We start from the raw sequence: 24324 nt of genomic DNA on the forward strand, positions 1-24324 counted from the left end.
TTTGTGACGCCTCCAGCCGACAACGGCAAGGCGACAGACGGGCGCTTGACGCGCCTCTGATCAAAAAGTGCGCAATTCTAGCGGTGGTCAGCGCAGTTGACCAGCTTTATGGAGGGAAATACGACGAGTGCTGCGCTATGCTTCGCGCCGTTACACCCAGGCGTATTTTTTAAGTCAATAAATCGCCTGTATCAATAAGTAAAACAGCGCATGCTGCACGGCAGTCTGCGCAGATTGGCAAAGCTCAGGCGCGTGTTCGTGTCGTGCTTTTTACATGAAGCCCCGGTCTTGGTGGCAGGAGTGGTTGATGGGTCAGGCAAGTAGTCAGGCAGTAGGCTCAGCGCATTCCGGGGCAGCAAAGCCCTTGGGAATGTTGGTGGCGGCGGTCGGGGTGGTTTATGGCGATATCGGTACCAGCCCGCTCTATACCCTCAAAGAGGTGTTTACCGGCGGCTATGGGGTGCAAGCCAACCATGACGGAGTATTCGGGATTCTGGCGCTGATTTTCTGGTCGCTGATCTGGGTCGTCTCGATCAAGTACGTGTTGTTCATTCTGCGTGCCGACAACCAGGGCGAAGGCGGGATCATGGCCCTGACCGCGTTGGCGCGGCGAGCCTCGGCATCGTATCCGCGGCTGCAATCGGTGCTGGTAATCCTCGGTCTGATCGGCGCTGCGTTGTTCTACGGCGACAGCATGATCACCCCGGCGATCTCCGTATTGTCGGCGGTGGAAGGTCTGGAGCTGGCATTCGAGGGCCTCGAACGCTGGGTCGTGCCGTTGTCGCTGATCGTGCTGGTGGGGTTGTTCCTGATCCAGAAACACGGCACTGACCGCATCGGCAAGTTGTTCGGTCCGGTGATGGTGTCGTGGTTCCTGGTGCTGGGTGTACTGGGTGTACTGGGTATCTCCCGGCATCCGGAAGTGCTGCAAGCGCTGAACCCGATCTGGGGCGTACGTTTCTTCGAGGTTCACCCTGGCATAGGCATCGCGATTCTCGGTGCTGTGGTGCTGGCGCTGACCGGTGCTGAAGCGCTCTACGCTGATATGGGTCACTTCGGTCGCAAACCGATTGCCCGTGCCTGGTTCGCGTTGGTGCTGCCGGCGCTGGTGCTCAACTACTTTGGTCAGGGCGCCTTGCTGCTGGAGAACCCGGACGCCGCGCGTAACCCGTTCTATCTGCTGGCACCGGGCTGGGCATTGATTCCATTGGTCGTGCTGTCGACACTGGCAACAGTGATCGCTTCCCAGGCGGTGATTTCCGGTGCGTTCTCCCTGACCCGTCAGGCGATTCAGCTCGGCTACATCCCACGCATGTACATTCAGCACACCTCGAGTGCCGAGCAAGGCCAGATCTACATCGGCGCGGTGAACTGGACGCTGATGGTCGGCGTTATTTTGCTGGTGCTGGGTTTCGGGTCGTCCAACGCTCTGGCCTCGGCTTACGGTGTGGCGGTCACCGGGACCATGTTGATCACCAGTATTCTGGTGGCGGCGGTCATGCTGCTGTTGTGGAAATGGTCACCTGTCCTGACAGTGCCGATCCTGGTCGGCTTCCTGCTGGTGGACGGGCTGTACTTCGCTGCCAACGTGCCTAAAATCGTGCAGGGCGGTGCTTTCCCGGTATTGGCGGGGATTGTGCTGTTTATCCTCATGACCACCTGGAAGCGCGGTAAAGAGCTGCTGGTGGATCGACTGGATGAGGGCGGTCTGCCATTGYCGATTTTCATCAGCAGTATTCGCGTGCAACCACCTCACCGGGTCCAGGGTACGGCGGTGTTCCTGACCGCGCGGCCGGATGCGGTGCCCCATGCGTTGTTGCACAACTTGCTGCACAACCAGGTGCTGCATGAGCAGGTGGTGTTGCTGACAGTGGTTTACGAGGACATTCCGCGGGTACCGACGCAGCGGCGGTTTGAGGTCGACTCCTACGGTGAGGGCTTCTACCGGGTGATCCTGCACTTCGGCTTTACGGACGAACCGGATGTGCCGCAAGCGCTGAAACTGTGCCATCTCGATGAACTGGACTTCAGCCCGATGCGCACGACGTACTTCCTCAGCCGGGAAACGGTCATCACCTCCAAGCTCGTCGGCATGGCTCGCTGGCGTGAGGCGTTGTTCGCCTTCATGCTGAAAAACGCCAACGGCAACTTGCGGTTCTTCAAGTTGCCGGTGAACCGGGTGATTGAGCTGGGTACACAGGTAGAAATGTAAGCCTCACAAAAAGCCCCCGTTGCCAGTTTGGTAACGGGGGCTTTTCTTTGGGTGAATGCATAACCCCAAGGCAATGGATATCCAGTGTGAGAGCAGCCGGGCGGCGTTCCGCTTGCTCGCGATGCAGGCGCCTMGATGTGTCAGGCAATCCGAGGTGATGCTATCGCGAGCAGGCTCGCTCCCACAGGTGAACTGTGCCGTCCGGTCGAGCCGAGCGTGGCATGAAAAAGCCCCCGTTGCCTTGCGGCAGTGGGGGCTTTTCTTTGGGTGAATGCATAACCCCAAGGCAATGGATATCTAATGTGGGAGCGAGCCTGCTCGCGATGCAGGCGCCTMGATGTGTCAGGCAATCCGAGGTGATGCTATCGCGAGCAGGCTCGCTCCCACAGGTGAACTGTGCCGTCCGGTCGAGCCGAGCGTGGCATGAAAAAGCCCCCGTTACCTTGCGGCAGCGGGGGCTTTTTGTTGAGCTCGGCTCAGGTCACTGTTCTGCGACCTTGTCCTTGTTCTGACGTTTCTCGATCGCATTGACCAGACGTTTGGCCAGGGCCGGGTAGTTCTCGTCGAAGTGGTGGCCGCCCGGCAGCTTCAAGGCTTCACCCACAGCGGTCTTGTCGGTGCAGCCACTCTCGGCGATTTCTTCTGCGCCGTAGATGCACAGCACCTTGTCGGCTGGCAGCTTGGCCATTTCCGGGCCGGTGTCGGCCTCTTTGCCGGCATTGCCGAGCCAGCCTTCGACCTGGATTTCGAAGCTGCCAGTACGGGCAAAGGCCAGCAGGATGATTGCGTCGACCCGTTGCTGTTCGCTTTCCGGCATGCGGTTGTAGATCGCCGGCAAGACGTCGGCACCGAACGAGTAGCCCGTCAGGATGAAGCGTTTGGTGCCCCACTTCTGACGGTAGTGCTGCATCAGTTCGGTAAGGTCAATGGCGCTTTGCTCAGGGCTCTTGTGCTGCCAGTAGTAGCGCAAGGTGTCGATGCCGACCACCGGGTAACCGATCTTCGCCATTTCACCGGCTACGTCACGGTCCAGGTCACGCCAGCCGCCGTCACCGGAAAGGAACAGGGTGACGGTGTCCTTGGCTTGGCCGGCAGGCACTTCGACCACTGGAATGTTCAGGCCGCCGTTGCCCTTGTCAGCACCGACGAGGAGCTTGCGCAGTTCGTTGTTGAGGACTTGCGGCAGGTTGATGTCGTAGTCGCTGATGCTGGTTTCGGCATTGGGTTGATCGCGCACGAAGCCGGCGCTGGTGTCGTCCGGGTTATCGTTCCATGCGACCAGCCAGTGACCGTGGGCTGCGCTTTTTGGCAGCTGTTGTGTACAGCCGGGTTTTTCCAGCGCCAGGTCTACTGAAACGGCCTGGGACTTGTCGTCCTTCTGCTCGGCCAGCCAGCGCCAGGCCAGGATGGCGCCAGGGCCGATACCGCTGACCAGGGTCGCTGGGCCCTTGAGCTGCTGGAAGGCGGCCTGCAGGGCATTACCTTGCTGCGTGCAGTCCGTGGGCAGGACCACCTGAACGATTTGCGCGGCACCGCCACGGCTCAGGGTCATCAGTTGCTTGTCGCTGAGCTTCTGATCTTCGTTCACCGCGACGACCACCTGGGCGCGCGGCGTGGTGCCGGGAATGACACGGGTCATTGCCGGGCCATCAACGGGCGTCAGCAGTTCGAGGGTGGGCTCGGGTGCCGGGCGATTCCAGTACCAGTAACCGCCACCGAGGATCACAGCCAGCACCACCAGAGTGGCCAATACATACCGCCAGGAGCGTTGAATCATCAGCGTTTCACCAATCCAGTCAAGCCGCCCGCAATCAGGGCGGCGGTATCGGCCAGTGCCACCAGCGGATCGAGTCCGGCGGGCACGGCCATGTAACGAGGTTCCCAGTCAGGCTGGAATTTGTCCTTGAAGCGGCGCAGCCCCTGGAAGTTATAGAGCTGCTCGCCACGGCGAAACACCATCGAGCCGAGGCGTTGGGTCAGTGGCGCGCCACGACGGGGTTGCAGACCCGACAGCGGCACCATGCCCAGACTGAAACGTGCATATCCGTGATTTTTATAATGTTGAATCAGGCCGACCATCATGAACTCCATGGTCAGCTTGGGCGCGTCCGGGTGTGCACGCATCAGGTCGAGACTAGCCAGGTCGTGGCTATACGTCTCGAGCAGGTTGGCGAATGCCACCGGGCGACCTTCAAAGTGAATGATCGCGATACGGAAGTGCTTGAGGTAATCGTCGCTGAAACGGCCGAGAGAGAAGCCTTTTTCGCGAACGTTCTTGCCGGTCAGCCAGGCATCGGAAATGACCTTCAGCTCCTCCATGGGGGCTTGGCCCGGTTCGTAGATTTCCAGCGACAGGCCATCGCGGGTGCCACGGTTCCAGGTGTAACGCAGGTCTTTCATCTCTTTGCCCTTGGCCTCGAGATCAAAGCGATGCAGGTCAACCCGCGCTTCTTCGCCCAGCTTGATCGCGGTCAGGCCGATGTCCATGTAGTACGGCAGGTTTTCGGCGCGTACCTGATAGAACACCGGACGGGCGTGATGAAGGTCGCAGAGGTCACGGAACTGCCAGATCATTTCCGCGCGTTGCTGGGTCGGGCCGATCGGGTCGTACAGGGCCACCAGACTGCGGCCACGACGCGCATACATCAAGAACGCTTCGTCGTTAGGGTGAAACAGTAGCGCCTTGTCACCGGTCAGGGCGAGGCCGCCGTCCGGTTGCGATGAGGCCATCAGGATCTTCAGCGCCTTATCCAGTTCTGCGGCGTCGGGCTGATGAATCACCGGGCGCGCGGTGCGCAGCAGCCAGGTCAGAGACACCACTACCAGCAGAACGGCCGCGCCGAGCAACGAGCGCAGGCCGCGCGGGGCATCGGAATCCAGGGTGAACTGCCACCACAATTGATGGCTGTACGGCACATCCTGATAGGCGAACAGCAGGAGCCAGATCGAGGCGCCCAACACGCACAGGCTGGCCACCAGGTACAGCGGCGAGAACGGCACTTCGGTCAAGCGGCTTGGGCGGTAGAAAGAGCGACGGAAGATCGCCAGCAGGCTGGCGGTCAGGATCATCAGGCAGGCTTCTTCCCAGTCGAACCCTTTGAGCAGCGAGAGCACGGCACCGATCATCAGCAAGATGGTGGTCAGCATCCAGGCGGCCGAGAGACGGCGGCGCAGACCTTGAGCCAGCAACAGGCAGAGCACGCCGATCAGGCTGGCACCGAAGTGCGAGGCGTCGACCAGGCGATGGGGGATCAGGAATCCGATGTGTTCCAGACGGGTGTCGATTTCCGGTGTCGCACCGGAGAACAGCAACACCACGCCAGACAGGAACACCAGGATCGCCAGTACCGGCGCGGCCATGCCCGAGGCGGCGCGCAGCGATTGACGGGTGTTGAACAGGCGCTGTGCTTCATTGATCAGCAGCAGGACGCAAGCCGCCAATAGCGGCAGAACCACATAGATCAGGCGATACAGCAGTAGGGCGGCGGCCAGTGGCGCAGCGCCGAGTTTGTCGGCGAAGGCCGCCAGCAGAATCGCTTCGAATACCCCGACGCCGCCCGGTACGTGGCTGAGCACGCCAGCGGCCAGGGCCAGCAGATAGACCAACAGGAAGGCGCCGAACGGTGGCGCTTCCGGCAGCAGCAGATACAGCACGGTCGCGGCGGCTGCCACGTCCAGTGCGGTAATCACCAATTGCAGGAAGGTCAGGCGACGACCCGGCAAGCGTAGCGTGCGTCGTCCGATGCGAACCAGCAGGTTGTCGGTATACGGTTGTTCTGGCAGGCGGCGGCGGTAGAGGCCGATGGCCAATACCGAACAGAGCAGCAACACGGCAATTGCAATGGCGCCCAGCATGGGCTGCGACACATGCAGCGCGATGGAGGCAGCAAGCAGGTTGCTGAGTGTCGCCAGGGCCGCGAGCGGCGGCAAAGCACAGCCCAATGACAGACTGGCAAACAACGTCATGTGGGCGACTTCCGCCGCCCCGAGCCCGTGACGTGCATACAGGCGGTAACGCACCGAACCGCCGGACAGCAGCGACAGGCCAATGGCGTTACCGATGGCGAATGCGGTGAAGCCACCCAGAATCATGGTGCGCGGCGGCAAGTTCACGCCAGCGTAACGCGTGGCTGACCATTCATAGCCGAGCAAGATGATGAAGCCGGCAATGGTTGCAGCCAATGCGCCGAGCAGGGCCGGCTTCGGCACTTCCAGAATCGAGTCGTGCAGGGCGTAGAGATCCAGCTCGCTTAATAGATGGCGACAGGCAATCAGCGCGATAGCGAACAATAGCAGCGTGACCGCCAGGCCAATGGGCTGACGGTACTTGCTGACCAGATCCAGCCAGTGCAAACGGGTGGCCGTGATCGGTTGTGTCGCTGTGACGGTGTCTTGTAAATCAGACGAGTTGGCGCGCATCAATCACCTCTTGGATTGTGCGCGACAGGATGGGGGTATCCAGCCAAGTTACCAATCCCTGTAGAAAAAAATAATCACAAATATTAACGCGTATCACCGAGCATTGGGGATTACGCACATTCAATCGTAGAGAGGCTTGCCTGCGACTCAGCATAGCCTGATCTGGTGGACCCTGAAGGGTGCCAAAGGTTCGTAGAACATTGCCAGATCATTGTTGCGAAAGGACTTTTCTACAGATACAAAAAAGGCCGCTCTTTCGAGCAGCCTTTTTTGATGTTTGGTTGCGGGAGCCGGATTTGAACCGACGACCTTCGGGTTATGAGCCCGACGAGCTACCAGACTGCTCCATCCCGCGTCTGTGTGGCGGCATTCTACAGGCGATCGCTTGAGTGTCAACCGTTAATAGTCCGCTGGGTCAAATTAACGTTAATTAGCTTCAAGCGGTTGCTGCGCTCAGGTTAAGTATAAGAAGCGCAAAGGGTTTTTTCCTGGCTCTGGCGACAAGAGGGAAGGAGGGGTGACGAAAAACACACACGCACAAAAAAGGCCACTCTTTCGAGTAGCCTTTTTTGATGTTTGGTTGCGGGAGCCGGATTTGAACCGACGACCTTCGGGTTATGAGCCCGACGAGCTACCAGACTGCTCCATCCCGCGTCTGTGTGTCGGCATTCTACAGAGGATCGCTGGGCTGTCAATTGCTAATTGAGAAAAATCTGTTCCTGTTCAATCGCTTAGCGTATCAAACAGGAGGTCTGACAAGGCTTGAGGGCTTGTGGCATAAGGCTTTCAGCTCTATTGGTGGGTTAGGGTCGATTGAGAAAATAAATCCAGTGAAGGCGTTTCATACCACTAGTAGAGAAGAATCAAAGCACTGGTGCTATATACAGTTGTCAGTGAGATACTGGCGATCCGGTTCGCCGTAGTCCTTTTTCCTTCATTGAACACTGCCTTATATGACGCAGCGCAAAATCATCCACGTCGATTGTGACTGCTTCTATGCCGCCATCGAGATGCGTGACGACCCGACTCTGGCGAGCAAGCCGCTGGCAGTGGGTGGCTCGGCGGATCATCGCGGGGTGATCGCGACGTGCAACTATGAAGCGCGGGCTTACGGGGTGCGCTCGGCCATGTCCTCACGGCACGCCTTGAAGCTGTGCCCGGACCTTGTCATCGTCAAGCCGCGCATGGATGCCTATAGAGAAGCGTCGAAAGAGATCCAGACGATTTTTCGCGATTACACCGACCTGATCGAGCCACTGTCGCTGGATGAGGCGTACCTCGACGTGTCGGAAAGCACGCATTTCGCTGGCAGTGCCACGCGAATTGCCCAGGATATTCGGCGCCGGGTCTCCAATCAGCTGCATATCACCGTCTCGGCGGGTGTAGCGCCGAACAAGTTTCTCGCGAAGATCGCCAGTGACTGGAAGAAGCCCAACGGATTGTTTGTGATCACGCCGGATCAGGTCGAGGACTTCGTCTCGCAGTTGCCGGTGAGCAAACTGCATGGTGTCGGCAAAGTCACTGCCGACAAGCTGGCAAAGCTCGGTATTGCCGATTGCCTGCAGTTGCGTGAGTGGAACAAGCTGGCGCTGGTGCGCGAATTTGGCAGTTTTGGCGAGCGTCTGTGGAGTCTGGCGCGTGGGATCGATGATCGGCAGGTGCAGAACGACAGTCGCCGGCAGTCGGTGAGTGTCGAAAATACCTACGATGTGGATCTGCCGGATCTGCTCAGTTGCCTGGAGAAACTACCGGACCTGCTGGAAACCCTGAACGGGCGTATGACGCGGATCGATAGCAGCTACCGGCCGGGCAAGCCGTTCGTCAAAGTGAAGTTCCATGATTTTACCCAAACGACACTGGAGCAGGCCGGGGCAGGGCGTGACCTTGGCAGCTATCAGTTATTGCTGACTCAGGCGTTCAATCGGGGTGGCAAACCCGTGCGTTTGTTGGGGATTGGCGTGCGCTTGCAGGATCTGCGTGGCGGCTTTGAGCAGTTGGATCTGTTTGAGCGCTAGTGTCAGGCTTTTGATGCGGCGATGAATGTCAGGCCGCTTTCGCGAGCAAGCCCGCTCCCACATGAGTCTGAGGTGTCCACATAGTGTGTGTTCACAACAGGTCTAATGTGGGAGCGGGCTTGTTCCGGGCGGCGTTCCGACGAAGCTTTTCGCTATTAATTCGGTCCCGGATCCGCCACCAAACGCCCCGCATCCTTGGTCAGCGACTTGAGAAACTCGCTTTGCAACTCGGGATCGTTGCGGGTCAGTTCGATCAGGCTTTGTTCCAGCTCGCTGGCTTCTTCTTCCAGACCCAGCTCCGACAGGCGTTTGACCCGGTGCACCCACTGGCTCACTTCGTCGTCTTCGAGGTCGTCGTAAATCAGCGTATGAGCTTCCAGCAACTTGCTGCGCAAGGTGCTGCTGATCGTCAGGGACGAGTCGGTGTGCACATCGTCCTGAGCATCTTCAACAGTAATCTGCAGCTTGCCGATACGATTGAGGTCCTGCTCCGCGAACGGGCTGTCGAGCAGGTTCAAGCGCAACACGCCGTTGCGGTCAGTGGTGAGCTCGAAGGTCTGCGTGCCGGCCTTGACCTCTACCGGGCGCTCGCTCCATGGCAGGCTCGAATACTCCATACGCTTATCACGCTGGACTTCATCGATACCGGCCAGGTTCTGTTGTGCGCGTCCATGGGACTGTATGTTCATGAACGGGTTGAGCCCGGCAATGCCTGTGCTGATCCAGTCCTTGGTCATGCTGTCCGGCAGGTTGCCGAGGGCGAACACGTTGGCGATGTTCGCGCCGACACCGCCCACCAAAGCGACCGCGCCCAGCGGAATCTCGTAGACCTTGCGCCAGGGTTGGTAAGGCGTGTAGCGATCGTAGCGCCGGGTGACATCGTACTCGGTGACTTCGAAGGTCTTCTGCTCGTGAATCCGTACCCGGCGTTGCGGCAGCTCAAGCACCTTAGGCTCGCCGACATCGATCTGCAGGCTGTGATCGAGCAGTTTGCGCTCGATGCGTTCCTCGTGCTCGCTGCGTTGTGACATCTGATTGGCGCAGCCGCTGAGCAACAGGGTGCCGCACAGGGCGGCACCACCGAGGTTTAAGGTGTTTCGCTTGAACATGACTTCTCTATCTGGTGTCAGCGGCGGATACGAGCCTGAAGGAACGACAGCACGTCAGCGACCGGCAGCGCTTGCGGCTCGGCCTCGGTACGGCTCTTGTATTCCAGGTTGCCTTCGGCAAGGCCGCGGTCACTGACCACGATCCGGTGAGGAATGCCGATCAGCTCCATGTCCGCAAACTTGATGCCCGGGCTGGTTTTCTTGTCGCGATCGTCCAGCAGTACTTCGAAGCCGGCAGCGGTCAGTTCCGCGTACAGCTTGTCGGTCGCTTCGCGAACCTGCTCGGTTTCGTAGCGCAGAGGCACCAGGGCGATCTGGAAGGGCGCAAGGGCGTCGCTCCAGATGATGCCTTTCTCGTCATTGTTCTGCTCGATGGCCGCAGCCACCACGCGGGACACGCCGATGCCATAGCAACCCATTTCCAGGGTGACCGGCTTGCCGTTCTCGCCGAGCACTTCGCACTTCATTGCTTTGCTGTACTTGTTGCCCAGCTGGAAGATGTGCCCGACTTCAATGCCGCGCTTGATTTCCAGAGTGCCTTTGCCGTCTGGGCTAGGGTCGCCGGACACGACGTTACGCAGGTCGGCAACGGTCGGTACTGGCAGATCGCGCTCCCAGTTCACGCCGAAGTAGTGTTTGTCGTCGATGTTGGCACCGATGCCGAAGTCGCTCATCAGCTCGACGGAACGGTCGATGATGATTGGCAGTGGCAGGTTCAGCGGGCCAAGGGAGCCGGCGCCGGCGCCAATGGCGTCACGCAGTTCGGCTTCGGAGGCCATGACCAGCGGGCTGGCGACGCCAGGCTGGTTGGCGGCCTTGATTTCGTTCAGTTCGTGGTCGCCACGGATGATCAGGGCAATCAGCTTGCCTTTCTCTTCAGCGTGAACCACCAGGGTCTTGATGGTTTTTTCGATTGGCAGGTTGAAGCCTTCGACCAGTTGCGCAATGGTCTTGGCGTTCGGGGTGTCGACCAGTCGCAGTTCTTCAGTCGGTGCGGCGCGCGAGGTTTCCCGTGGCACGGCTTCGGCTTTCTCGATGTTCGCTGCGTAGTCGGAACCGTTGCTGAAGACGATGTCGTCTTCGCCGGATTCGGCCAGAACGTGGAACTCGTGGGAGCCGGCGCCGCCAATGGAGCCGTTGTCGGCTTCTACAGGGCGGAATTTCAGGCCCAGACGGGTGAACACGTTGCAGTACGCCTGGTGCATGCGGTCGTAAGTGACTTGCAGCGATGCCTGGTCAGCGTGGAAGGAGTAGGCGTCCTTCATGATGAATTCGCGACCGCGCATCAAGCCGAAGCGTGGGCGGATTTCGTCACGGAATTTGGTCTGGATCTGGTACAGGTTGATCGGCAGCTGCTTGTAGCTGCTCAACTCGTTGCGCATCAGGTCGGTGATCACTTCTTCGTGAGTCGGGCCGGCGCAGAAATCGCGACCGTGACGATCCTTGAAGCGCAGCAGTTCAGGGCCGTACTCTTCCCAGCGACCGGATTCCTGCCACAGCTCAGCCGGTTGAGTGCTCGGCATCAACACTTCGAGAGAACCGGCGGCGTTCATTTCTTCACGAACGACGGCTTCGACCTTGCGCATCACTCGCAAGCCCATCGGCAGCCAGGTGTAGAGGCCGGAGGCGAGTTTGCGGATCATGCCGGCGCGCAGCATCAACTGATGGCTGACGACGACCGCATCGGAAGGCGTTTCTTTCTGTGTGGCGAGCAAATATTGACTGGTGCGCATGGTAGGCCGTTGTCGGTTGCTGAAGACTGGAAGTGACGAAGCATTGTACGGGCGAGATTTGCTGGCGTACAGGATTGCGGCCGGCGGTGTGGCTTGAGTGCGGAGAAAACTCCGCACTCAAGGGGCTATGATTCTTCGACGGCGGTGGTGGTCTGGGCAGGCTCGGGCGTTGGTGTCGGACCTTCGCGGCGGTTTTCCTGGAACCAGTGCAGGGCGATCAGCAGCAGGGTCGGTACGCCAAGCAGGGTCGTGATGATGAAGAAGTTGTGATAGCCGTATTTCTCCACCATGACTCCGGAGTAGCCGCCGATCAGGCGCGGCAGCAGGAGCATGATCGAGCTGAGCAGGGCGTACTGGGTCGCGGAAAACTTCAGGTTGGTCAGGCTCGACAGGTAGGCGACGAAGGCCGAGGTGGCCATGCCCGAGCTGAAGTTATCGAGGGAGATGGTGACGATCAGCATCTCCAGGTTGGCACCCATGTCGGCGAGCATCACAAACAACAGGTTGGTAGCGGCTGATGCGAATCCGCCGATGAACAGAATCGGCAGGATGCCGAAACGCACGATCAGCAGGCCACCCATGCCGGCGCCTATCAGGGTCATGATCAGACCGAAGATCTTGCTGACGCCGGCGATCTGATCCTTGGTGAAGCCCAGGTCGATGTAGAACACGTTGGCCATTACGCCCATCACGGTGTCGGACATTCGATAGGTGGCGATCAGGCCCAGCAGCAGAAAGGCCTGCCAGCGGTAGCGGACAACGAAGTCGTTGACGGGCGTCAGCACCGGGGCCAGGCCGCGGCGGCCCATGGTGGAGAGGCACAGGCTGGTCAGGATGATGTAGAGCAGCGCTCGTAGAAATGCCCGATCTTCCAGCAGCAGGTCCAGTGGGCTCATGGCGCCGGTGATGACGCTGGCAAAGTCAGTGTTGTAGAGCTGGGTAAACATCGCGGGCACGGACACCAGCAAAACGATGAGTACGAATACCGATGCCAGTTGGTGCACAAAGCTGTAGCGGCCGGCGGACAGTTGGGTACGCAGCGGCACGGGAGGCTCGCGCATGAGCAGGCTGGTGACTAGCGCCGGGATCATCAGCAGGCCGAACAGCGCGTAGGTGCCGGTCCAGGCCGAGTGTTTGTAATTGAACCCGGTGGAACCGAAGCCTTCGGCAATGAACAGTGCGCCGGCTGTCGCCAGGAGGGCCGCGACCCGATAGCCGGACATATAGCTGGCAGCCAGTGCAGCCTGGCGCGTGTCGTCGACAATTTCCAGGCGATAGGCATCGACGGCAATGTCCTGGGTGGCCGAGGCGAAAGCGACCAGAACGGCAATCGCAATCAGCCAGGACAGGTGTTTTTGCGGGTCGCAGAAGCCCATGCCGATCAGGCCGAGGACCAGCAGTATTTGCGCCAGGACCAGCCAGGAGCGTCGTCGACCGAGTTTGCCGAGCAATGGCAGGCGCCACTGGTCGAGAAGTGGCGACCATACCCATTTAAACGCATACGCCAGCCCGATCAGGCTGGCATAACCAATCGTTTCACGGGCCACGCCGGCCTCACGCAGCCAGACGGATAGCGTTGAGAACACCAGCATGTAGGGTAGGCCGGCGGCGAAACCCAGTAGCAGCAGTACGAGCGTCGAGGGGCTGGCATAAGCAGCGAGCGCGGCGCGCCAGGTTTTACGGGGCATGGGCTGGAGTCTGCCTCAAAATTGCGAAAACAAAGCGCGCACTCTAACCGCTGTGCTCTACCGGACGCCAGCCATGACGCTGAATATCAACACGATTGTTCAGGATACTGACACCTTCCATGCGCAAGCGTGCCCGCTGTTCGTCGCCGGAGGGGCTTCCCGCTGGCAAGCTGAGGCGACCGCCGGCAGCCAATACACGATGCCAGGGCAGCTTGGTGTCACCGGGTAACTGACTCAATGTGCGTCCTACCCAGCGCGCGGCTCGCCCCAAGCCTGCCAGTTCGGCGAGCTGGCCGTAACTCACCACTTTGCCTTCCGGAACCTGGGCCAGGGTCAGGTAGAGCGTGGCTCGGCGCATTTGCGCCGGGGTCTCGGTTTCATGGTTGGGGTTAGTCACGTTGCCGCTTCCTGATGAGGGTGTTGAGGCTGCTTCCAGAGTAAGTCTTCCGTGAGTGAATGAAAATCTCGCCAAATCGGGTGTGGCCGGTAAAAACAGACAGGCACAAAAAAGCCCCGCTTTTGAGGGCGGGGCCTTTTACTAAATCAGGACAAGTTAGATAACTTGAACTTCTTCAGCTTGCATGCCTTTCTGACCGCGGGTAGCGATGAAAGAAACCTGTTGGCCTTCTTTCAGGCTTTTGAAGCCGTCGGATTGGATAGCTTTGAAGTGAACGAACAGGTCGTCACCGGATTGTGGGGTGATGAAGCCGAAGCCTTTTTCATCGTTGAACCACTTAACGGTACCGGTTTGGCGATTAGACATGGTGTAACTCCTTGAACAAAGATAACTGCGACTCAGGAAGAACCCTGGCCGAGACTGAGTGCAAAGAGCAGGAAAAATTCTTGTAGATGGTTGGATCGAAATTCAACATATCGTGTAGAGATTCTCAGTGACACAAGCAGCACAGTGGCGCCACCTTAACCCTTTTTCCTGAACGTGCCAATGGTCTTTGCGAAGGTTTCTCTGTTTTCATGACTGACGGTGCGCCGTATTGCCGCGAAGGCCCGGAAATCGTGGGGGATCGGCGAGAATTGTGCCCCGGACTTTGAACCGGCGGCGCGCCCCGGTAAGATGCCGGACAGAATTTTTCCACCTCGCTATTCAGGACACCCCCGCCATGAGCATCAAATCGGACAAGTGGATTCGCCGCATGGCGCAAGAGCACGGCATGATCGAGCCGTTCGTAGAGCGCCAGATGCGTGGCGAAGGCGCCGACCGGCTGATTTCCTTCGGCGTATCGAGCTACGGCTATGACGTGCGTTGCGCCGATGAATTCAAGGTGTTCACCAACATCAATTCGGCGACTGTCGATCCGAAAAACTTCGATGAGAAGAGCTTCGTCGACGTCAAAAGCGATGTCTGCATCATTCCGCCGAACTCTTTCGCGCTGGCGCGTACCGTCGAGTTCTTCCGTATTCCGCGCAATGTACTGACGATCTGCCTGGGCAAGAGCACCTATGCTCGTTGCGGCATCATCGTCAACGTCACGCCGCTGGAACCGGAGTGGGAAGGTCACGTGACCCTGGAGTTCTCGAACACCACCACGTTGCCGGCGAAGATCTACGCCAACGAAGGCGTGGCACAGATGCTGTTTTTCGAGTCCGACGAAGAATGTGAAGTGTCTTATAAGGACCGTGGCGGCAAGTACCAGGGGCAGCGTGGCGTGACGCTGCCGCGTACCTGAGTCAGCCGTCTGACAAGTCGTTGGAATTCCTGGGCGGGCGTACACTCTATGGGGTGTACTGCTCCGATGCGCGCAAGGTGCATCGGGCCATCGCTCAGGAGTGCTTCATGAAGATCGATCCGCGAATAAGTGCCCAACTGGCAAGGCTTGAGCCCAATCAAGTGGGCCTGCTGGCCTGGTCATTGCTGGCGCATCCACCTGTCACGCAGGCCGGCGGAATCCCTGGTCAGCCCGACCCCGATACCCCGAACGAACAACCGACCGAACCTGGCGAGCCTGGCGAACCCACCTTGCCGGATAAGCCGCCTCCGGCGCCGGTTGCCTGATTTCCCGCATCGAAATTCAACGGCCCGAGGTTGGTTTGATCCCTGTGGGAGCGTGGCTTACCCGCGATGGACGATAACGCGGGTTATCAGATAAATCGCGTTGCCCCATCGAGGGCAAGCCACGCTCCTACGGAATCTGGGGTTACTTGAGGTTGCCGCTGAGGAATTGCTTGAGGCGTTCGCTCTTCGGGTTACCCAGCACGTCTTCAGGCGCGCCTTCCTCCTCTACCAGCCCCTGATGCAGGAACAGCACCTGATTCGAGACTTTGCGGGCGAAGCTCATTTCGTGGGTCACCATGATCATGGTCCGGCCTTCTTCGGCCAGGCCCTGGATCACCTTGAGCACTTCACCCACCAGTTCCGGGTCCAGCGCCGAGGTCGGTTCGTCGAACAGCATGACTTCCGGCTCCATCGCCAATGCGCGGGCAATGGCCACTCGTTGTTGCTGACCGCCCGACAGGAACGCCGGGTATTGGTCCGCCACGCGCGCCGCCAGGCCGACCTTATCCAGATAACGCCGGGCGCGATCTTCGGCGTCTTTCTTGCTGACACCCAGTACCCGGCGCGGGGCCATGGTGATGTTTTCCAGCACCGTCATGTGGCTCCACAGGTTGAAGTGCTGGAACACCATTGCCAGTCGGGTACGGATTCGTTGCAGTTCGGCTTCATCGGCCACCCGCATGCCATGGGGGTCTTTGATCATGCGGATCGCTTGACCGTCCAGGCTCATGGCGCCGTCGTTGGGTTGTTCGAGAAAGTTGATGCAGCGCAAAAAGGTGCTTTTACCCGAGCCGCTGGCGCCGATCAGGCTGATCACGTCACCGGTCTTGGCCTTGAGCGAAACACCTTTGAGCACTTCATGAGTGCCGTAGCATTTATGCAGGCCTTCGATGGTCAGTTTGTACATGGGGCATGCATCCTCAAGGCGAAAGTAGGTAGCCGGTGCGATAGGCTTCGAGGCCTGCAACATGGGCGATCACCATGCCTGCGGTGGCCATCCGGCGGGTCGAACGGGCGTAGAGCAGGCCGGCGTTGGCGCAATGAACCGGGGTCACGCGGTCGTCGATCGGGTCGATGATTTCGGCGATCAGTTGTCCCGCCTCCAGGTACTCGCCCGGCAGCACGCTGTACACCAGCAAGCCGCCGACCGGGGTTGCAACCGGTTCTACTGCGGCCAGTGGAGTGGCGGGGTAGGGCAGTTCGGGCAAGGGCGCGGCTTCACCTTCGATTGCGCCKAAATGAACCAGGTAGTCGATCAGTGCCTGGCAATCGAGGCTGGCCAGCGGATGATTGACGTCGCCTTGACCGCGCAATTCGACGGTCACCGAGAAGCTGCCCAGCGGAATGTCGAAGTGCTCACCGAAGCGCTCCTGCATTTGCCACCAGACCAGCGTGAAGCACTCATCGAACGAATGACCGCCGGAGTCGGTGGCCAGCAGGCTGGCTTCGGCGCCGATGTAGCGCGCCAGTGGCTCGACTTGCGGCCAGGCCTCGGGCGTGGTGTACAGGTGTGCAACCGCTTCGAAATCACAGTGCAGGTCCAGCACCATGTCCGCGTCGCAGGCCAGTGTTTGCAGGGTCAGGCGCTGGGATTGCAGTTGGGTGCGGGCGGTTTGCCGAGCCAGCGCATTGCGCAGGCTGCTGCGGATCAACTCAAGGTTGTGTTGTGGATCGTCGTTGAGTTGCCCTTCGATCTCGTTGCCGACTTCTTCACCGAGGTCAACGAACCAGCGGTTGAAGTTCTGTCCGCTTTCCAGTTCGTAGCGACCCAGTGGCACGTCCATCAGCACTTGTTCGAGGCCAATCGGGTTGGCCACGGGCACCAGTACGATCTCGCTGCGCAGACGGCCGGCGGCTTCGAGCTCCGCCAAACGCAGCTTGAGGTGCCAGGCCACCAGCATGCCGGGCATTTCGTCGGCGTGCAGCGAGGACTGGATGTAGATCTTGCCTTTGGCCTGGGTCGGGCCGAAGTGGAAGCTGTGGATCTGTCGTGCGGTGCCCGGCAGTGGGGCAAGCAGGTCATGGATCTGGTGGCGCATTTGCAAAAAATCCTAGTGAGTCGGCCCGAGGAACGCCAGCCATCGGCGTTCGGCCAGTCGGAACAGGCCGACCAGCGCAAAGGTGACGGTCAGGTAAATCAGCGCAGCAATGCCGAACGACTGAAAGGTCAGGAAGGTCGCGGAGTTGGCATCGCGAGCGACTTTCAGAACGTCCGGGACGGTGGCGGTGAAGGCTACTGTGGTCGAGTGCAGCATCAGGATCACTTCGTTGCTGTAGTACGGCAACGAACGACGCAACGCCGACGGCATGATCACGTAGGCATAGAGCTTCCAGCCCGTCAGACCGTAGGCTTTCGCCGCTTCGACTTCGCCGTGAGCCATGCTGCGAATCGCCCCGGCGAAAATCTCCGTGGTGTAGGCGCAGGTGTTCAGGGCAAAGGCTAAGATGGTGCAGTTCATCGCATCGCGAAAGAACGCATCGAGCAGCGGTTGTGCGCGGACGGCCGCCAGGCTGTAGATCCCGGTGTAGCAGATCAGCAGCTGGATATACAGCGGTGTGCCACGGAACAGGTAGGTATAGAACTGCACCGGCCAGCGCACATAGAGCTTGTTGGAAACCCGGGCAATCGACAGCGGAATCGACACCAGGAAACCGATGAAGATCGAGGCGCTGAGCAGCCACATGGTCATCGCCAGGCCGGTAATGTGGTAACCGTCGGTATAAAGGAACGGTTTCCAGTAGTCCTGTAGAAGTTCGATCATCGTACGGCCTCCCGGGCACCGGCGGCATAACGGCGTTCAAGCCTGCGCAGGACAAAGTTCGAAGCGCTGGTGATCAGCAGGTAAATCAAGGCGGCCAGCACCAGGAAGTAAAACAGTTGATAGGAGCTTTTACCGGCGTCCTGTGCCGCTTTGACCAGGTCCGCCAGGCCGATGATCGACACCAGCGCGGTGGCCTTGAGCATCACCATCCAGTTATTGCCGATGCCCGGCAGGGCGAAGCGCATCATTTGCGGGAACACCACGAAGCGAAACCGCTGGCCGCGCTTGAGGCCATAAGCTGTGGCGGCTTCGACCTGACCCCGTGGGACGGCGAGGATCGCGCCGCGAAAGGTCTCGGTGAAATACGCGCCATAGATGAAGCCCAGGGTGATGACCCCGGCGCTGAACGGGTTGATTTCGATGTACTCCCATTCCATCAGGTCGGTAAGGGAGGTCAGCCAGGTTTGCAGGCTGTAGAAAATCAGCAGCATCAGCACCAGGTCCGGCACGCCGCGAATCAGGGTGGTGTAGACCTGGGCGGGAACTCGTAGCAACTTGACGCTGGAGAGTTTGGCAGTGGCGCCGAGCAGGCCGAGCAACACGGCCACCAGCAGCGACAACACCGATAATTTGATGGTCATCCAGGTGCCTTGCATCAGCAGCGGACCAAAGCCCTGCAGGCTGAAGGCGGAAAGCCCGAGGTTTTGTAACAGCTGTTCGAACATAAAATCTGCGACCTGATAACGTGAAAAAAGCGCCCATCACGAGGATGGGCGCCGGGGCCTTACTTGCCGCTGTACAGATTCAGATCACCAAAGTGTTTCTTTTGAATGGTCGCGTAGGTGCCATCATCGTGTAACGCTTTGATACCTTTATCGAGAAGGGCTTTGAGCTCTTTGTTACCTTTCGAGATACCGACAGCTGTTTTGGCTGGCAGCAAAGGATCGTTGACCGGCTTGCTGACTTCATAAGCTGCGCCTTGTGGCGACTTCAAGAAGCCCAGTTCGGCTTGCAGCATGTCCTGGATCGAGGCGTCCAGGCGACCGGAAGTCAGGTCGGCGTAGACCTGATCCTGGTTGGCGTAGGCCTGAGTGGTCACGCCAGCCTTGTCCAGTACGGCCTTGGCGTAGGCTTCCTGGATGGTGCCTTGTTCGTAGCCGACCTTTTTACCCTTGAGCGAAGCCACGTCAGAAATGCCGGAGCCTTTCTTGTAGACCAGTGCGGTAGGGCCGGAGAATAGCTCGCTGGAGAAGTCGATAACTTTTTCGCGGGCTTCGGTGACGGTCATCGAAGAGATCACGCCATCGAATTTATTGGCCTTGAGGCCTGGAATCATGCCGTCGAAATCGCTCTCGACCCATTTGCACTTGACCTTCAGCTCGGCGCAGATCGCGTTGCCCAGATCGATGTCGAAGCCCACCAGGCTGCCGTCGGCCGCCTTGGACTCGAACGGAGCGTAGGAAGGGTCAACACCAAAACGCAGTTCTTTGTATTCCTTGGCCAGTGCGGAACCAGCGGCCATGCACAACGCCAGTGCAGAAAGGGTCAGCAATGCTTTTTTCATTATTAAATCCCTAAGAACCAATTTGAGCGCTTGTGGCGCGAAATTATTGTTACTGGAAAGCGTAAGACCTTATGAAAGTAGCAATTTCCGAACCAGAGTCCCGAACAAGCGTTTTAAAAGATGATTCAAGACACGTCTGAAGAGGAATCGTGCCCAAAAACGGGCGTGAACAATTTGCCGCACCAAAGTAGAGCGATCGATAGCGAGGACGCAAGCTCCCTCTTTACCGATCGCTCTACGTGTTACTTGCCCGGCACCAAGGTCAACCGTGTTTTGCCATACACCTTGTCGAAGTTCTGCGGTTGCATCGGCAAGCTCATGTATTGACCTTTGAGCCACGGGTCGATGCTGTCGATATAGTTCGGGCTGGCCGGGTTGCCGGATTGGCCTGTGCCGTTCTGGCCCATCAGCGGTTCGGCCTGGCCGAAGTCGACAATGAAACGCATGGCCGGCACCAGCGTCACGTTGAAATCCTGACCCCAGGTGTACGCGGCAGCATTCAACGTAGTGTGGTCACCTCCGGCAGACATGGCGCCGCGTACGGTCTGGCCTCGGCTGTTTTTCCATTCGTAGTGGTGCAGTTTGCCCCACTGCCAGGCTTTGTGGTCGGCGCCCATCTGGCTCTCGCCGGCGGTAATGGCCGCAGCCAGGCTACGGGCGAGAATGGTCGGTTTGTCTTCTTTCTGCTGGGTGCGAAGGTCATCCCAGAACGGGCTGTCTTCGCGGCCCAGCAAATGGTCGGCCTGGGCCGAGTAGGACAATTTGCCGTTGGCAACGAAGGCTTTCCACGTTGGGCTGGACTCTGGGCCGAGCTCGTCGAGGAAGATCTGCTTCATGCTTTCTTGCAGGAACAGTTCATAGATCGCTGCGTCGGTGGAGGTCGGGCTGAGCTTGCCGTCGAACGCCATCAAGCGGCTGTAAGCTTCGCGCGCTTTGCCGGCTTCGGCAGCAGGCAGTGCGTCGATCGCCTGTTTGAGTGGCTGGGACATGCCCGGGGCTTCAAACATCTTTTTCAGTTTGGCGGCGAACAGGGTGGTCTGGTCGTATTGCATCGCGATCATGCTGCGGCTGTCGTGCTTGCCGGCAGCCGCCAGTTCGGCGATGCGCTCGCCACGCTCGGGCGCGGCCCAGGAGTTGGACAGCTGCATGCCGTAACCGTGAGGGATGACCCGCTGGTTGGCGGTGCCGATCCAGCCTTGGGTCGGGTCCTGGTCATAAGGGTGGAGCATCGGGTCTGCGTAACCGTCCCAGTCGTAACGACCTTCCCAGCCCGGTGATGGCAACCCACCTTCACCTTCGCGGCGGTTCGGGAAGCGCCCGGTGACTTGCCAGCCGATGTGGCCGGCATCGGCGAACACCATGTTCAGCGCGATAGCGCGGATTTCACGGCTGGCGTCCGAGGCTTTCTCTGCGCTCTGTGCACGGGACAGGTCGAAGAAGGCGTCGAGGCTCTTGTCGTCGGTAAAATTCGGCATCTGCAACGCCAGACCGAAACCATCGCCCAGTGCGGTGCCTTGGGCGCTGTTGAGCAGCGGGCCGTGGCGGGTTTCGTACACGGCTTCGCGAATCGGCCGCTGGCCTTTGACGAAGTAGGTCTCGTTACGAACCGTCACCGGCTGCCATTTGCCGGCGGCTTCGTAGCTCAGGCCATTGCCTTGACGCTTGAGCTTTTCAAGGAACAGGTCCCGGTTATCGCCCATGACCGCGGTCATGCTCCACGCCACTTTGCCGTTGAAACCGGCGAGGACCATCGGCAGGCCGGCAATGGAAACCCCGGCCGCCTGGTACTTCGGTGAACGGATCTGCACGTAGTTCCACAGCGACGGCACGCCAATCGGGAACTGGCTGTCGCTGGCCAGCAGGCTCTTGCCGCTGCGACTGCGCTGCGGGGCAATTGCCCAGTTGCTCGACGCCGTGGCGCCGAGCAGATTCAATGCGGACAACTGGTCGCCGGCTTTGCTGAGTTCGCTCAGGCCCGGGATCGTACCGTTGAGCTTCACGCCTTTAAGCTTTTCAGCTTCGGCGAGTGGCAGCTTTTCGTCCGGATACGACGGCAACAGCCACGGGAGTTTGTCTGTCGTGACGGTTTGCGCCATCACCAGCGAAGCGATTTCTTGCGGCAGGTTGGCTGACTGGCTGAAGTTCAGCAAACAGAAAATCAGCGCCGAATCTTCCGGCTTCCAGTATTCAGGTTTGTAGCCGGTGGCGGCCAGGTCCGACGGCAGCTTGTCGCGATAGCGGAACAGATAGGCGTTGACCCCGCGGGCATAAACTTCAAAGAAGCGTTGCAGGCGCGGAGAGGAGGCCTTGTAGAGTTCGTCGGCACTTTTCTTCAGGTTGACTGCGCGCATGTAGCGGTCAGCGTCGAGCATCTCTGCGCCGGACATCTCCGACAAGCGACCCTGGGCCAGCAGACGCATGGTGACCATCTGGGTGATGCGATCACTGGCGTGTACGTAGCCGAGGGTGAACAGCGCGTCGTGGAAGGTGTTGCTTTCGATCAGCGGCACGCCCATGGCATTGCGCCGCACTGAAACGTTCTGCGCCAACCCTTTGAGCGGCTGCACGCCTGCGGTGGGTGGCAGGCTGTCCTGGGCATTCCAGGTCTGGCAACCGGTGAGGCTGAGCACACTGGCCACTGCTGCGGCAACGCCGAACCGGGGAAGAAATGATGTAAAGGCTGGCGAGGCCATGGCAAAGCTCCTGCGGGAGTAGAGGCGCAATAAAGGCGCTACGTTAGTGAGCAGGAGAAGGCCGCGCAAGCGGGTGCCGATCTTATTTCAAGGTTTGTCCGATAAAACAAAGAATTTGACGCGCAGGGTTACCGTTCCATGACTTGCCTATTGGAAAAGGTGGTGCTCAAGTGTCGGGATTTCGATGGTTTGCCAGGAGAAAAATCGCCATGGAACTTCACGCCAACGCAGTGCTTATTCTGATCGATCAGCAAAAAGGCATTCACCACCCCAAACTGGGACCGCGCAACAATCCAGGCGCCGAGGAGCGGATGGCCGAGTTGTTGAGCGAATGGCGGCGCATGGCGCGGCCGGTGATTCATGTGCAGCACTTGTCCCGCTCGCCGGAATCGGTGTTCTGGCCGCAGCAGTCGGGTGTCGAGTTTCAGGAACGGTTCGAACCGTTTTCGGGCGAGCGCGTGATCCAGAAACAGGTCCCCGATGCGTTCAGTGGGACGACGCTTGCAGCGGGTTTGCGTGAGGCGGGGATCGAGCAACTGATCATTGTCGGCGTGGCGACCCACAACTCGGTCGAGTCCACGGCGCGTACGGCGGGTAATCTGGGGTTTGATACCTGGGTCGTGGAAGACGCCTGCTACACCTTCGACAAGCTCGACTTCTTCGGCAACAAGCATTCGGCGCAGGAGGTGCACGCCATGTCGCTGGGCAATCTGCACGGGGAATATGCGACGGTGATTCGCACAGCCGAGATTCTGATGGCTGATTAGAACCTGTAGGAGCGTGGCTTGCCCGCGAACGGGGCACCTCGGTACATCAGGCCGACCGCGTTATCGACTGTCGCGGGCAAGCCACGCTCCTGCAATGGGATGCGTGCGGCTAGAGAATCAAGCGCCGTGGCACTTCTTGAACTTCTTGCCGTTGCCGCATGGGCAAGGGTCGTTGCGGCCAACGTCTTTCAACGCGTTGCGCACCGGCTCCTGGTGAGCGTGGCCGCAGTTCGGGCCGTGAACATGGCCATGGTCGTGATCATGATGGTCGTGATGGTCATGATCGTCATGATCGTGGTTGCAGTCAGGGCCATGGACATGAGGTTGCTGGGTCATCGAGGTTACTCCGGAATAAAATCGCCGGGAATTATCTCGCCATTATTGGCCAGGTGCACGTCATTGCCGATGAATATTCCGGTTTGAAGCGTTCCTTCCAGGCGATAGGGGATCGGCTGGTCGGGTTTCTTCAGCATTTTTACCACCTCGCGCAGGTGTTGCCAGAGGTTGGTGCGGATCGGCACCTGGAAATAGCTGCTGCTTTTCGGGTCGACGGTGAACCATTCGCTGGCCTCGCCTTCGGCCAGCAGGAACTCGCTTAAATGAATCCGGTACACCAGGCCGCGAACCGTAAGACTGGAGTCGTTGGGGTTGTCGACGCGAAAGTAGAGCATGAATTTCTGCTCAAGGAGTTTGGCGCGCACCACTTCGACTTTGAGCAGATGGACTTGTGGGTCGAGGCTGTCATCAGCGAACCAGGACGCGCAGCCACCGAGGCTCAGGAACATGAACAGGGTGACAATTCGTAAGGCGCGTTGCTGATGGGTCATGGCGGTATTTCTCCTTGAACCCCAGTCTAGCCCCAAAAGATCGCCTCAAACGGTGAAATAACTCGCACAACACTTCTTGAATTTCTGCCCGCTGGCGCAGGGGCATGCATCATTGCGCCCGGCCTTGAGCTGTACAGTCGGGTCGATGAAGTACCAGCGCCCGGCATTTTGCACAAAGGATGAGCGTTCGCGGTGGCTGTGCTCGCCGGTGCTGTCGTGCCAGCGTGCGGTGAAGGTGACGAATGCATGTTCAGGCTGGCCGCCGAAGACCTCGGAGCTTTCCACCTCAAGGCCAAGCCAGGTGCTTTGCGCGCTCCATTCGCTGATCGACTGACGATCCAGGCCTGCCTGTTGGGCGGGCAGGGTGGTGGCCACCAGATAGTCGATCAGGCCCAGCACATAGGCGCTGTAGCGCGAACGCATCAAGGCTTCGGCGCACGGCGCGGGGTGGCCGGCGTGGTAGTGGCCGCAGCAGGCATCCAGCAGGGTGCCACTGCCGCACGGGCAAATGGACGTACTCATCG

General features: G+C 59.3%; 21 protein-coding genes and 2 tRNA genes. 5 read left to right on the forward strand and 18 right to left on the reverse strand.

The features are described 5' to 3' along the window. Positions 1-370: 370 nt before the first annotated feature. On the forward strand, positions 371-2212 hold the full coding sequence (locus tag AC1DHT_RS03155; RefSeq protein WP_477761260.1) for a potassium transporter Kup: 1842 nt from the start codon (positions 371-373) through the stop codon (positions 2210-2212). Between the two features lie 481 nt (positions 2213-2693). Here AC1DHT_RS03155 and AC1DHT_RS03160 read toward each other — a convergent pair whose 3' ends face one another. The 4 genes from AC1DHT_RS03160 to AC1DHT_RS03175 all read right to left on the reverse strand — a co-directional run bounded on the left by AC1DHT_RS03160 (position 2694) and on the right by AC1DHT_RS03175 (position 7285). Beyond that, positions 2694-3989 (reverse strand): virulence factor family protein, encoded by a 1296-nt coding sequence (locus AC1DHT_RS03160; RefSeq protein WP_427544358.1) that lies wholly within the window; start codon positions 3987-3989, stop codon positions 2694-2696. After that, positions 3989-6631: a bifunctional lysylphosphatidylglycerol flippase/synthetase MprF gene (gene mprF / locus AC1DHT_RS03165; protein WP_477761228.1), complete on the reverse strand. Its 2643-nt coding sequence runs from the start codon at positions 6629-6631 to the stop codon at positions 3989-3991. The genes AC1DHT_RS03160 and mprF overlap by 1 nt, the downstream gene beginning before the upstream one ends. Before the next feature lie 278 nt (positions 6632-6909). After that, a tRNA-Met gene (locus AC1DHT_RS03170) sits at positions 6910-6986 on the reverse strand. 222 nt (positions 6987-7208) lie between these two features. Beyond that, positions 7209-7285: transfer RNA gene (locus tag AC1DHT_RS03175), tRNA-Met, on the reverse strand. A gap of 299 nt (positions 7286-7584) precedes the next feature. On the opposite strand from AC1DHT_RS03175, the gene dinB reads away from it, so the two are divergent. After that, positions 7585-8646, forward strand: a complete 1062-nt coding sequence (dinB, locus tag AC1DHT_RS03180; RefSeq protein ID WP_427544355.1) for a DNA polymerase IV — start codon at positions 7585-7587, stop codon at positions 8644-8646. Positions 8647-8801: 155 nt separating this feature from the next. Here dinB and AC1DHT_RS03185 read toward each other — a convergent pair whose 3' ends face one another. The 5 genes from AC1DHT_RS03185 to AC1DHT_RS03205 form a co-directional block, all read right to left on the reverse strand. Further along, on the reverse strand, positions 8802-9755 hold the full coding sequence (locus tag AC1DHT_RS03185; protein ID WP_427544352.1) for a hypothetical protein: 954 nt from the start codon (positions 9753-9755) through the stop codon (positions 8802-8804). 17 nt (positions 9756-9772) lie between these two features. Next, positions 9773-11488, reverse strand: a complete 1716-nt coding sequence (locus AC1DHT_RS03190; RefSeq protein WP_427533583.1) for a proline--tRNA ligase — start codon at positions 11486-11488, stop codon at positions 9773-9775. A 125-nt stretch (positions 11489-11613) separates the two neighbouring features. Then, entirely contained in the window at positions 11614-13176 is a 1563-nt protein-coding gene (locus AC1DHT_RS03195; protein ID WP_427544349.1) for an AmpG family muropeptide MFS transporter, read from the reverse strand. A 43-nt stretch (positions 13177-13219) separates the two neighbouring features. After that, a complete protein-coding gene (locus tag AC1DHT_RS03200; protein ID WP_427544435.1) occupies positions 13220-13534 on the reverse strand; it encodes an MGMT family protein in 315 nt (104 codons plus the stop codon). A 195-nt stretch (positions 13535-13729) separates the two neighbouring features. Continuing rightward, entirely contained in the window at positions 13730-13939 is a 210-nt protein-coding gene (locus AC1DHT_RS03205; protein ID WP_002554837.1) for a cold-shock protein, read from the reverse strand. Between the two features lie 355 nt (positions 13940-14294). Between AC1DHT_RS03205 and dcd the strand changes: the two genes are divergently transcribed. Continuing rightward, entirely contained in the window at positions 14295-14861 is a 567-nt protein-coding gene (gene dcd / locus AC1DHT_RS03210; protein WP_019692149.1) for a dCTP deaminase, read from the forward strand. Positions 14862-14968: 107 nt separating this feature from the next. Then, positions 14969-15187: a hypothetical protein gene (locus tag AC1DHT_RS03215; protein ID WP_427533514.1), complete on the forward strand. Its 219-nt coding sequence runs from the start codon at positions 14969-14971 to the stop codon at positions 15185-15187. A gap of 142 nt (positions 15188-15329) precedes the next feature. Here the strand turns inward: AC1DHT_RS03215 and AC1DHT_RS03220 are convergent, their stop codons facing one another. The 6 genes from AC1DHT_RS03220 to AC1DHT_RS03245 form a co-directional block, all read right to left on the reverse strand. Further along, positions 15330-16094 carry an ABC transporter ATP-binding protein gene (locus tag AC1DHT_RS03220; RefSeq protein ID WP_019692151.1) on the reverse strand — a complete coding sequence of 255 codons (765 nt, stop codon included), beginning with the start codon at positions 16092-16094 and terminating at the stop codon, positions 15330-15332. Between the two features lie 13 nt (positions 16095-16107). Continuing rightward, positions 16108-17226: a succinylglutamate desuccinylase/aspartoacylase family protein gene (locus AC1DHT_RS03225; protein ID WP_477761229.1), complete on the reverse strand. Its 1119-nt coding sequence runs from the start codon at positions 17224-17226 to the stop codon at positions 16108-16110. 12 nt (positions 17227-17238) lie between these two features. Continuing rightward, on the reverse strand, positions 17239-17949 hold the full coding sequence (locus AC1DHT_RS03230; protein ID WP_427536906.1) for an ABC transporter permease: 711 nt from the start codon (positions 17947-17949) through the stop codon (positions 17239-17241). Then, entirely contained in the window at positions 17946-18674 is a 729-nt protein-coding gene (locus AC1DHT_RS03235) for an ABC transporter permease (protein WP_427533518.1), read from the reverse strand. The genes AC1DHT_RS03230 and AC1DHT_RS03235 overlap by 4 nt, the downstream gene beginning before the upstream one ends. 59 nt (positions 18675-18733) lie before the next feature. Further along, entirely contained in the window at positions 18734-19513 is a 780-nt protein-coding gene (locus tag AC1DHT_RS03240) for a transporter substrate-binding domain-containing protein (protein ID WP_054595992.1), read from the reverse strand. 242 nt (positions 19514-19755) lie between these two features. After that, positions 19756-22206, reverse strand: a complete 2451-nt coding sequence (locus AC1DHT_RS03245) for a penicillin acylase family protein (RefSeq protein ID WP_427536904.1) — start codon at positions 22204-22206, stop codon at positions 19756-19758. A gap of 209 nt (positions 22207-22415) precedes the next feature. On the opposite strand from AC1DHT_RS03245, the gene AC1DHT_RS03250 reads away from it, so the two are divergent. Further along, positions 22416-22973, forward strand: coding sequence for a cysteine hydrolase family protein (locus AC1DHT_RS03250; protein WP_427536902.1), 558 nt, complete (start codon positions 22416-22418; stop codon positions 22971-22973). 117 nt (positions 22974-23090) lie between these two features. On the opposite strand, the gene AC1DHT_RS03255 is transcribed toward AC1DHT_RS03250, so the two are convergent. Genes AC1DHT_RS03255 through AC1DHT_RS03265 form a run of 3 tightly spaced genes read right to left on the reverse strand, consistent with a single transcriptional unit; the run spans position 23091 to position 24322 of the window. Further along, on the reverse strand, positions 23091-23309 hold the full coding sequence (locus AC1DHT_RS03255) for an SEC-C metal-binding domain-containing protein (protein ID WP_415765371.1): 219 nt from the start codon (positions 23307-23309) through the stop codon (positions 23091-23093). A 5-nt stretch (positions 23310-23314) separates the two neighbouring features. After that, positions 23315-23800 (reverse strand): LEA/WHy family protein, encoded by a 486-nt coding sequence (locus AC1DHT_RS03260; protein ID WP_427536900.1) that lies wholly within the window; start codon positions 23798-23800, stop codon positions 23315-23317. A gap of 45 nt (positions 23801-23845) precedes the next feature. Next, positions 23846-24322, reverse strand: a complete 477-nt coding sequence (locus AC1DHT_RS03265) for a YchJ family protein (RefSeq protein WP_054595996.1) — start codon at positions 24320-24322, stop codon at positions 23846-23848. Positions 24323-24324 lie beyond the last annotated feature (2 nt).

It is taken from the genome of Pseudomonas sp. 05N432, assembly GCF_056396945.1.

Bases quoted from the DNA above. Each gene is read 5' to 3' on its own strand.
- AC1DHT_RS03160 (WP_427544358.1), bottom strand. From the start codon at position 3,989: ATGATTCAACGCTCCTGGCGGTATGTATTGGCCACTCTGGTGGTGCTG.
- mprF (WP_477761228.1), bottom strand. From the start codon at position 6,631: ATGCGCGCCAACTCGTCTGATTTACAAGACACCGTCACAGCGACACAA.
- dinB (WP_427544355.1), top strand. From the start codon at position 7,585: ATGACGCAGCGCAAAATCATCCACGTCGATTGTGACTGCTTCTATGCC.
- AC1DHT_RS03185 (WP_427544352.1), bottom strand. From the start codon at position 9,755: ATGTTCAAGCGAAACACCTTAAACCTCGGTGGTGCCGCCCTGTGCGGC.
- AC1DHT_RS03190 (WP_427533583.1), bottom strand. From the start codon at position 11,488: ATGCGCACCAGTCAATATTTGCTCGCCACACAGAAAGAAACGCCTTCC.
- AC1DHT_RS03195 (WP_427544349.1), bottom strand. From the start codon at position 13,176: ATGCCCCGTAAAACCTGGCGCGCCGCGCTCGCTGCTTATGCCAGCCCC.
- AC1DHT_RS03200 (WP_427544435.1), bottom strand. From the start codon at position 13,534: ATGCGCCGAGCCACGCTCTACCTGACCCTGGCCCAGGTTCCGGAAGGC.
- AC1DHT_RS03205 (WP_002554837.1), bottom strand. From the start codon at position 13,939: ATGTCTAATCGCCAAACCGGTACCGTTAAGTGGTTCAACGATGAAAAA.
- dcd (WP_019692149.1), top strand. From the start codon at position 14,295: ATGAGCATCAAATCGGACAAGTGGATTCGCCGCATGGCGCAAGAGCAC.
- AC1DHT_RS03215 (WP_427533514.1), top strand. From the start codon at position 14,969: ATGAAGATCGATCCGCGAATAAGTGCCCAACTGGCAAGGCTTGAGCCC.
- AC1DHT_RS03220 (WP_019692151.1), bottom strand. From the start codon at position 16,094: ATGTACAAACTGACCATCGAAGGCCTGCATAAATGCTACGGCACTCAT.
- AC1DHT_RS03230 (WP_427536906.1), bottom strand. From the start codon at position 17,949: ATGATCGAACTTCTACAGGACTACTGGAAACCGTTCCTTTATACCGAC.
- AC1DHT_RS03235 (WP_427533518.1), bottom strand. From the start codon at position 18,674: ATGTTCGAACAGCTGTTACAAAACCTCGGGCTTTCCGCCTTCAGCCTG.
- AC1DHT_RS03240 (WP_054595992.1), bottom strand. From the start codon at position 19,513: ATGAAAAAAGCATTGCTGACCCTTTCTGCACTGGCGTTGTGCATGGCC.
- AC1DHT_RS03245 (WP_427536904.1), bottom strand. From the start codon at position 22,206: ATGGCCTCGCCAGCCTTTACATCATTTCTTCCCCGGTTCGGCGTTGCC.
- AC1DHT_RS03250 (WP_427536902.1), top strand. From the start codon at position 22,416: ATGGAACTTCACGCCAACGCAGTGCTTATTCTGATCGATCAGCAAAAA.
- AC1DHT_RS03255 (WP_415765371.1), bottom strand. From the start codon at position 23,309: ATGACCCAGCAACCTCATGTCCATGGCCCTGACTGCAACCACGATCAT.
- AC1DHT_RS03260 (WP_427536900.1), bottom strand. From the start codon at position 23,800: ATGACCCATCAGCAACGCGCCTTACGAATTGTCACCCTGTTCATGTTC.
- AC1DHT_RS03265 (WP_054595996.1), bottom strand. From the start codon at position 24,322: ATGAGTACGTCCATTTGCCCGTGCGGCAGTGGCACCCTGCTGGATGCC.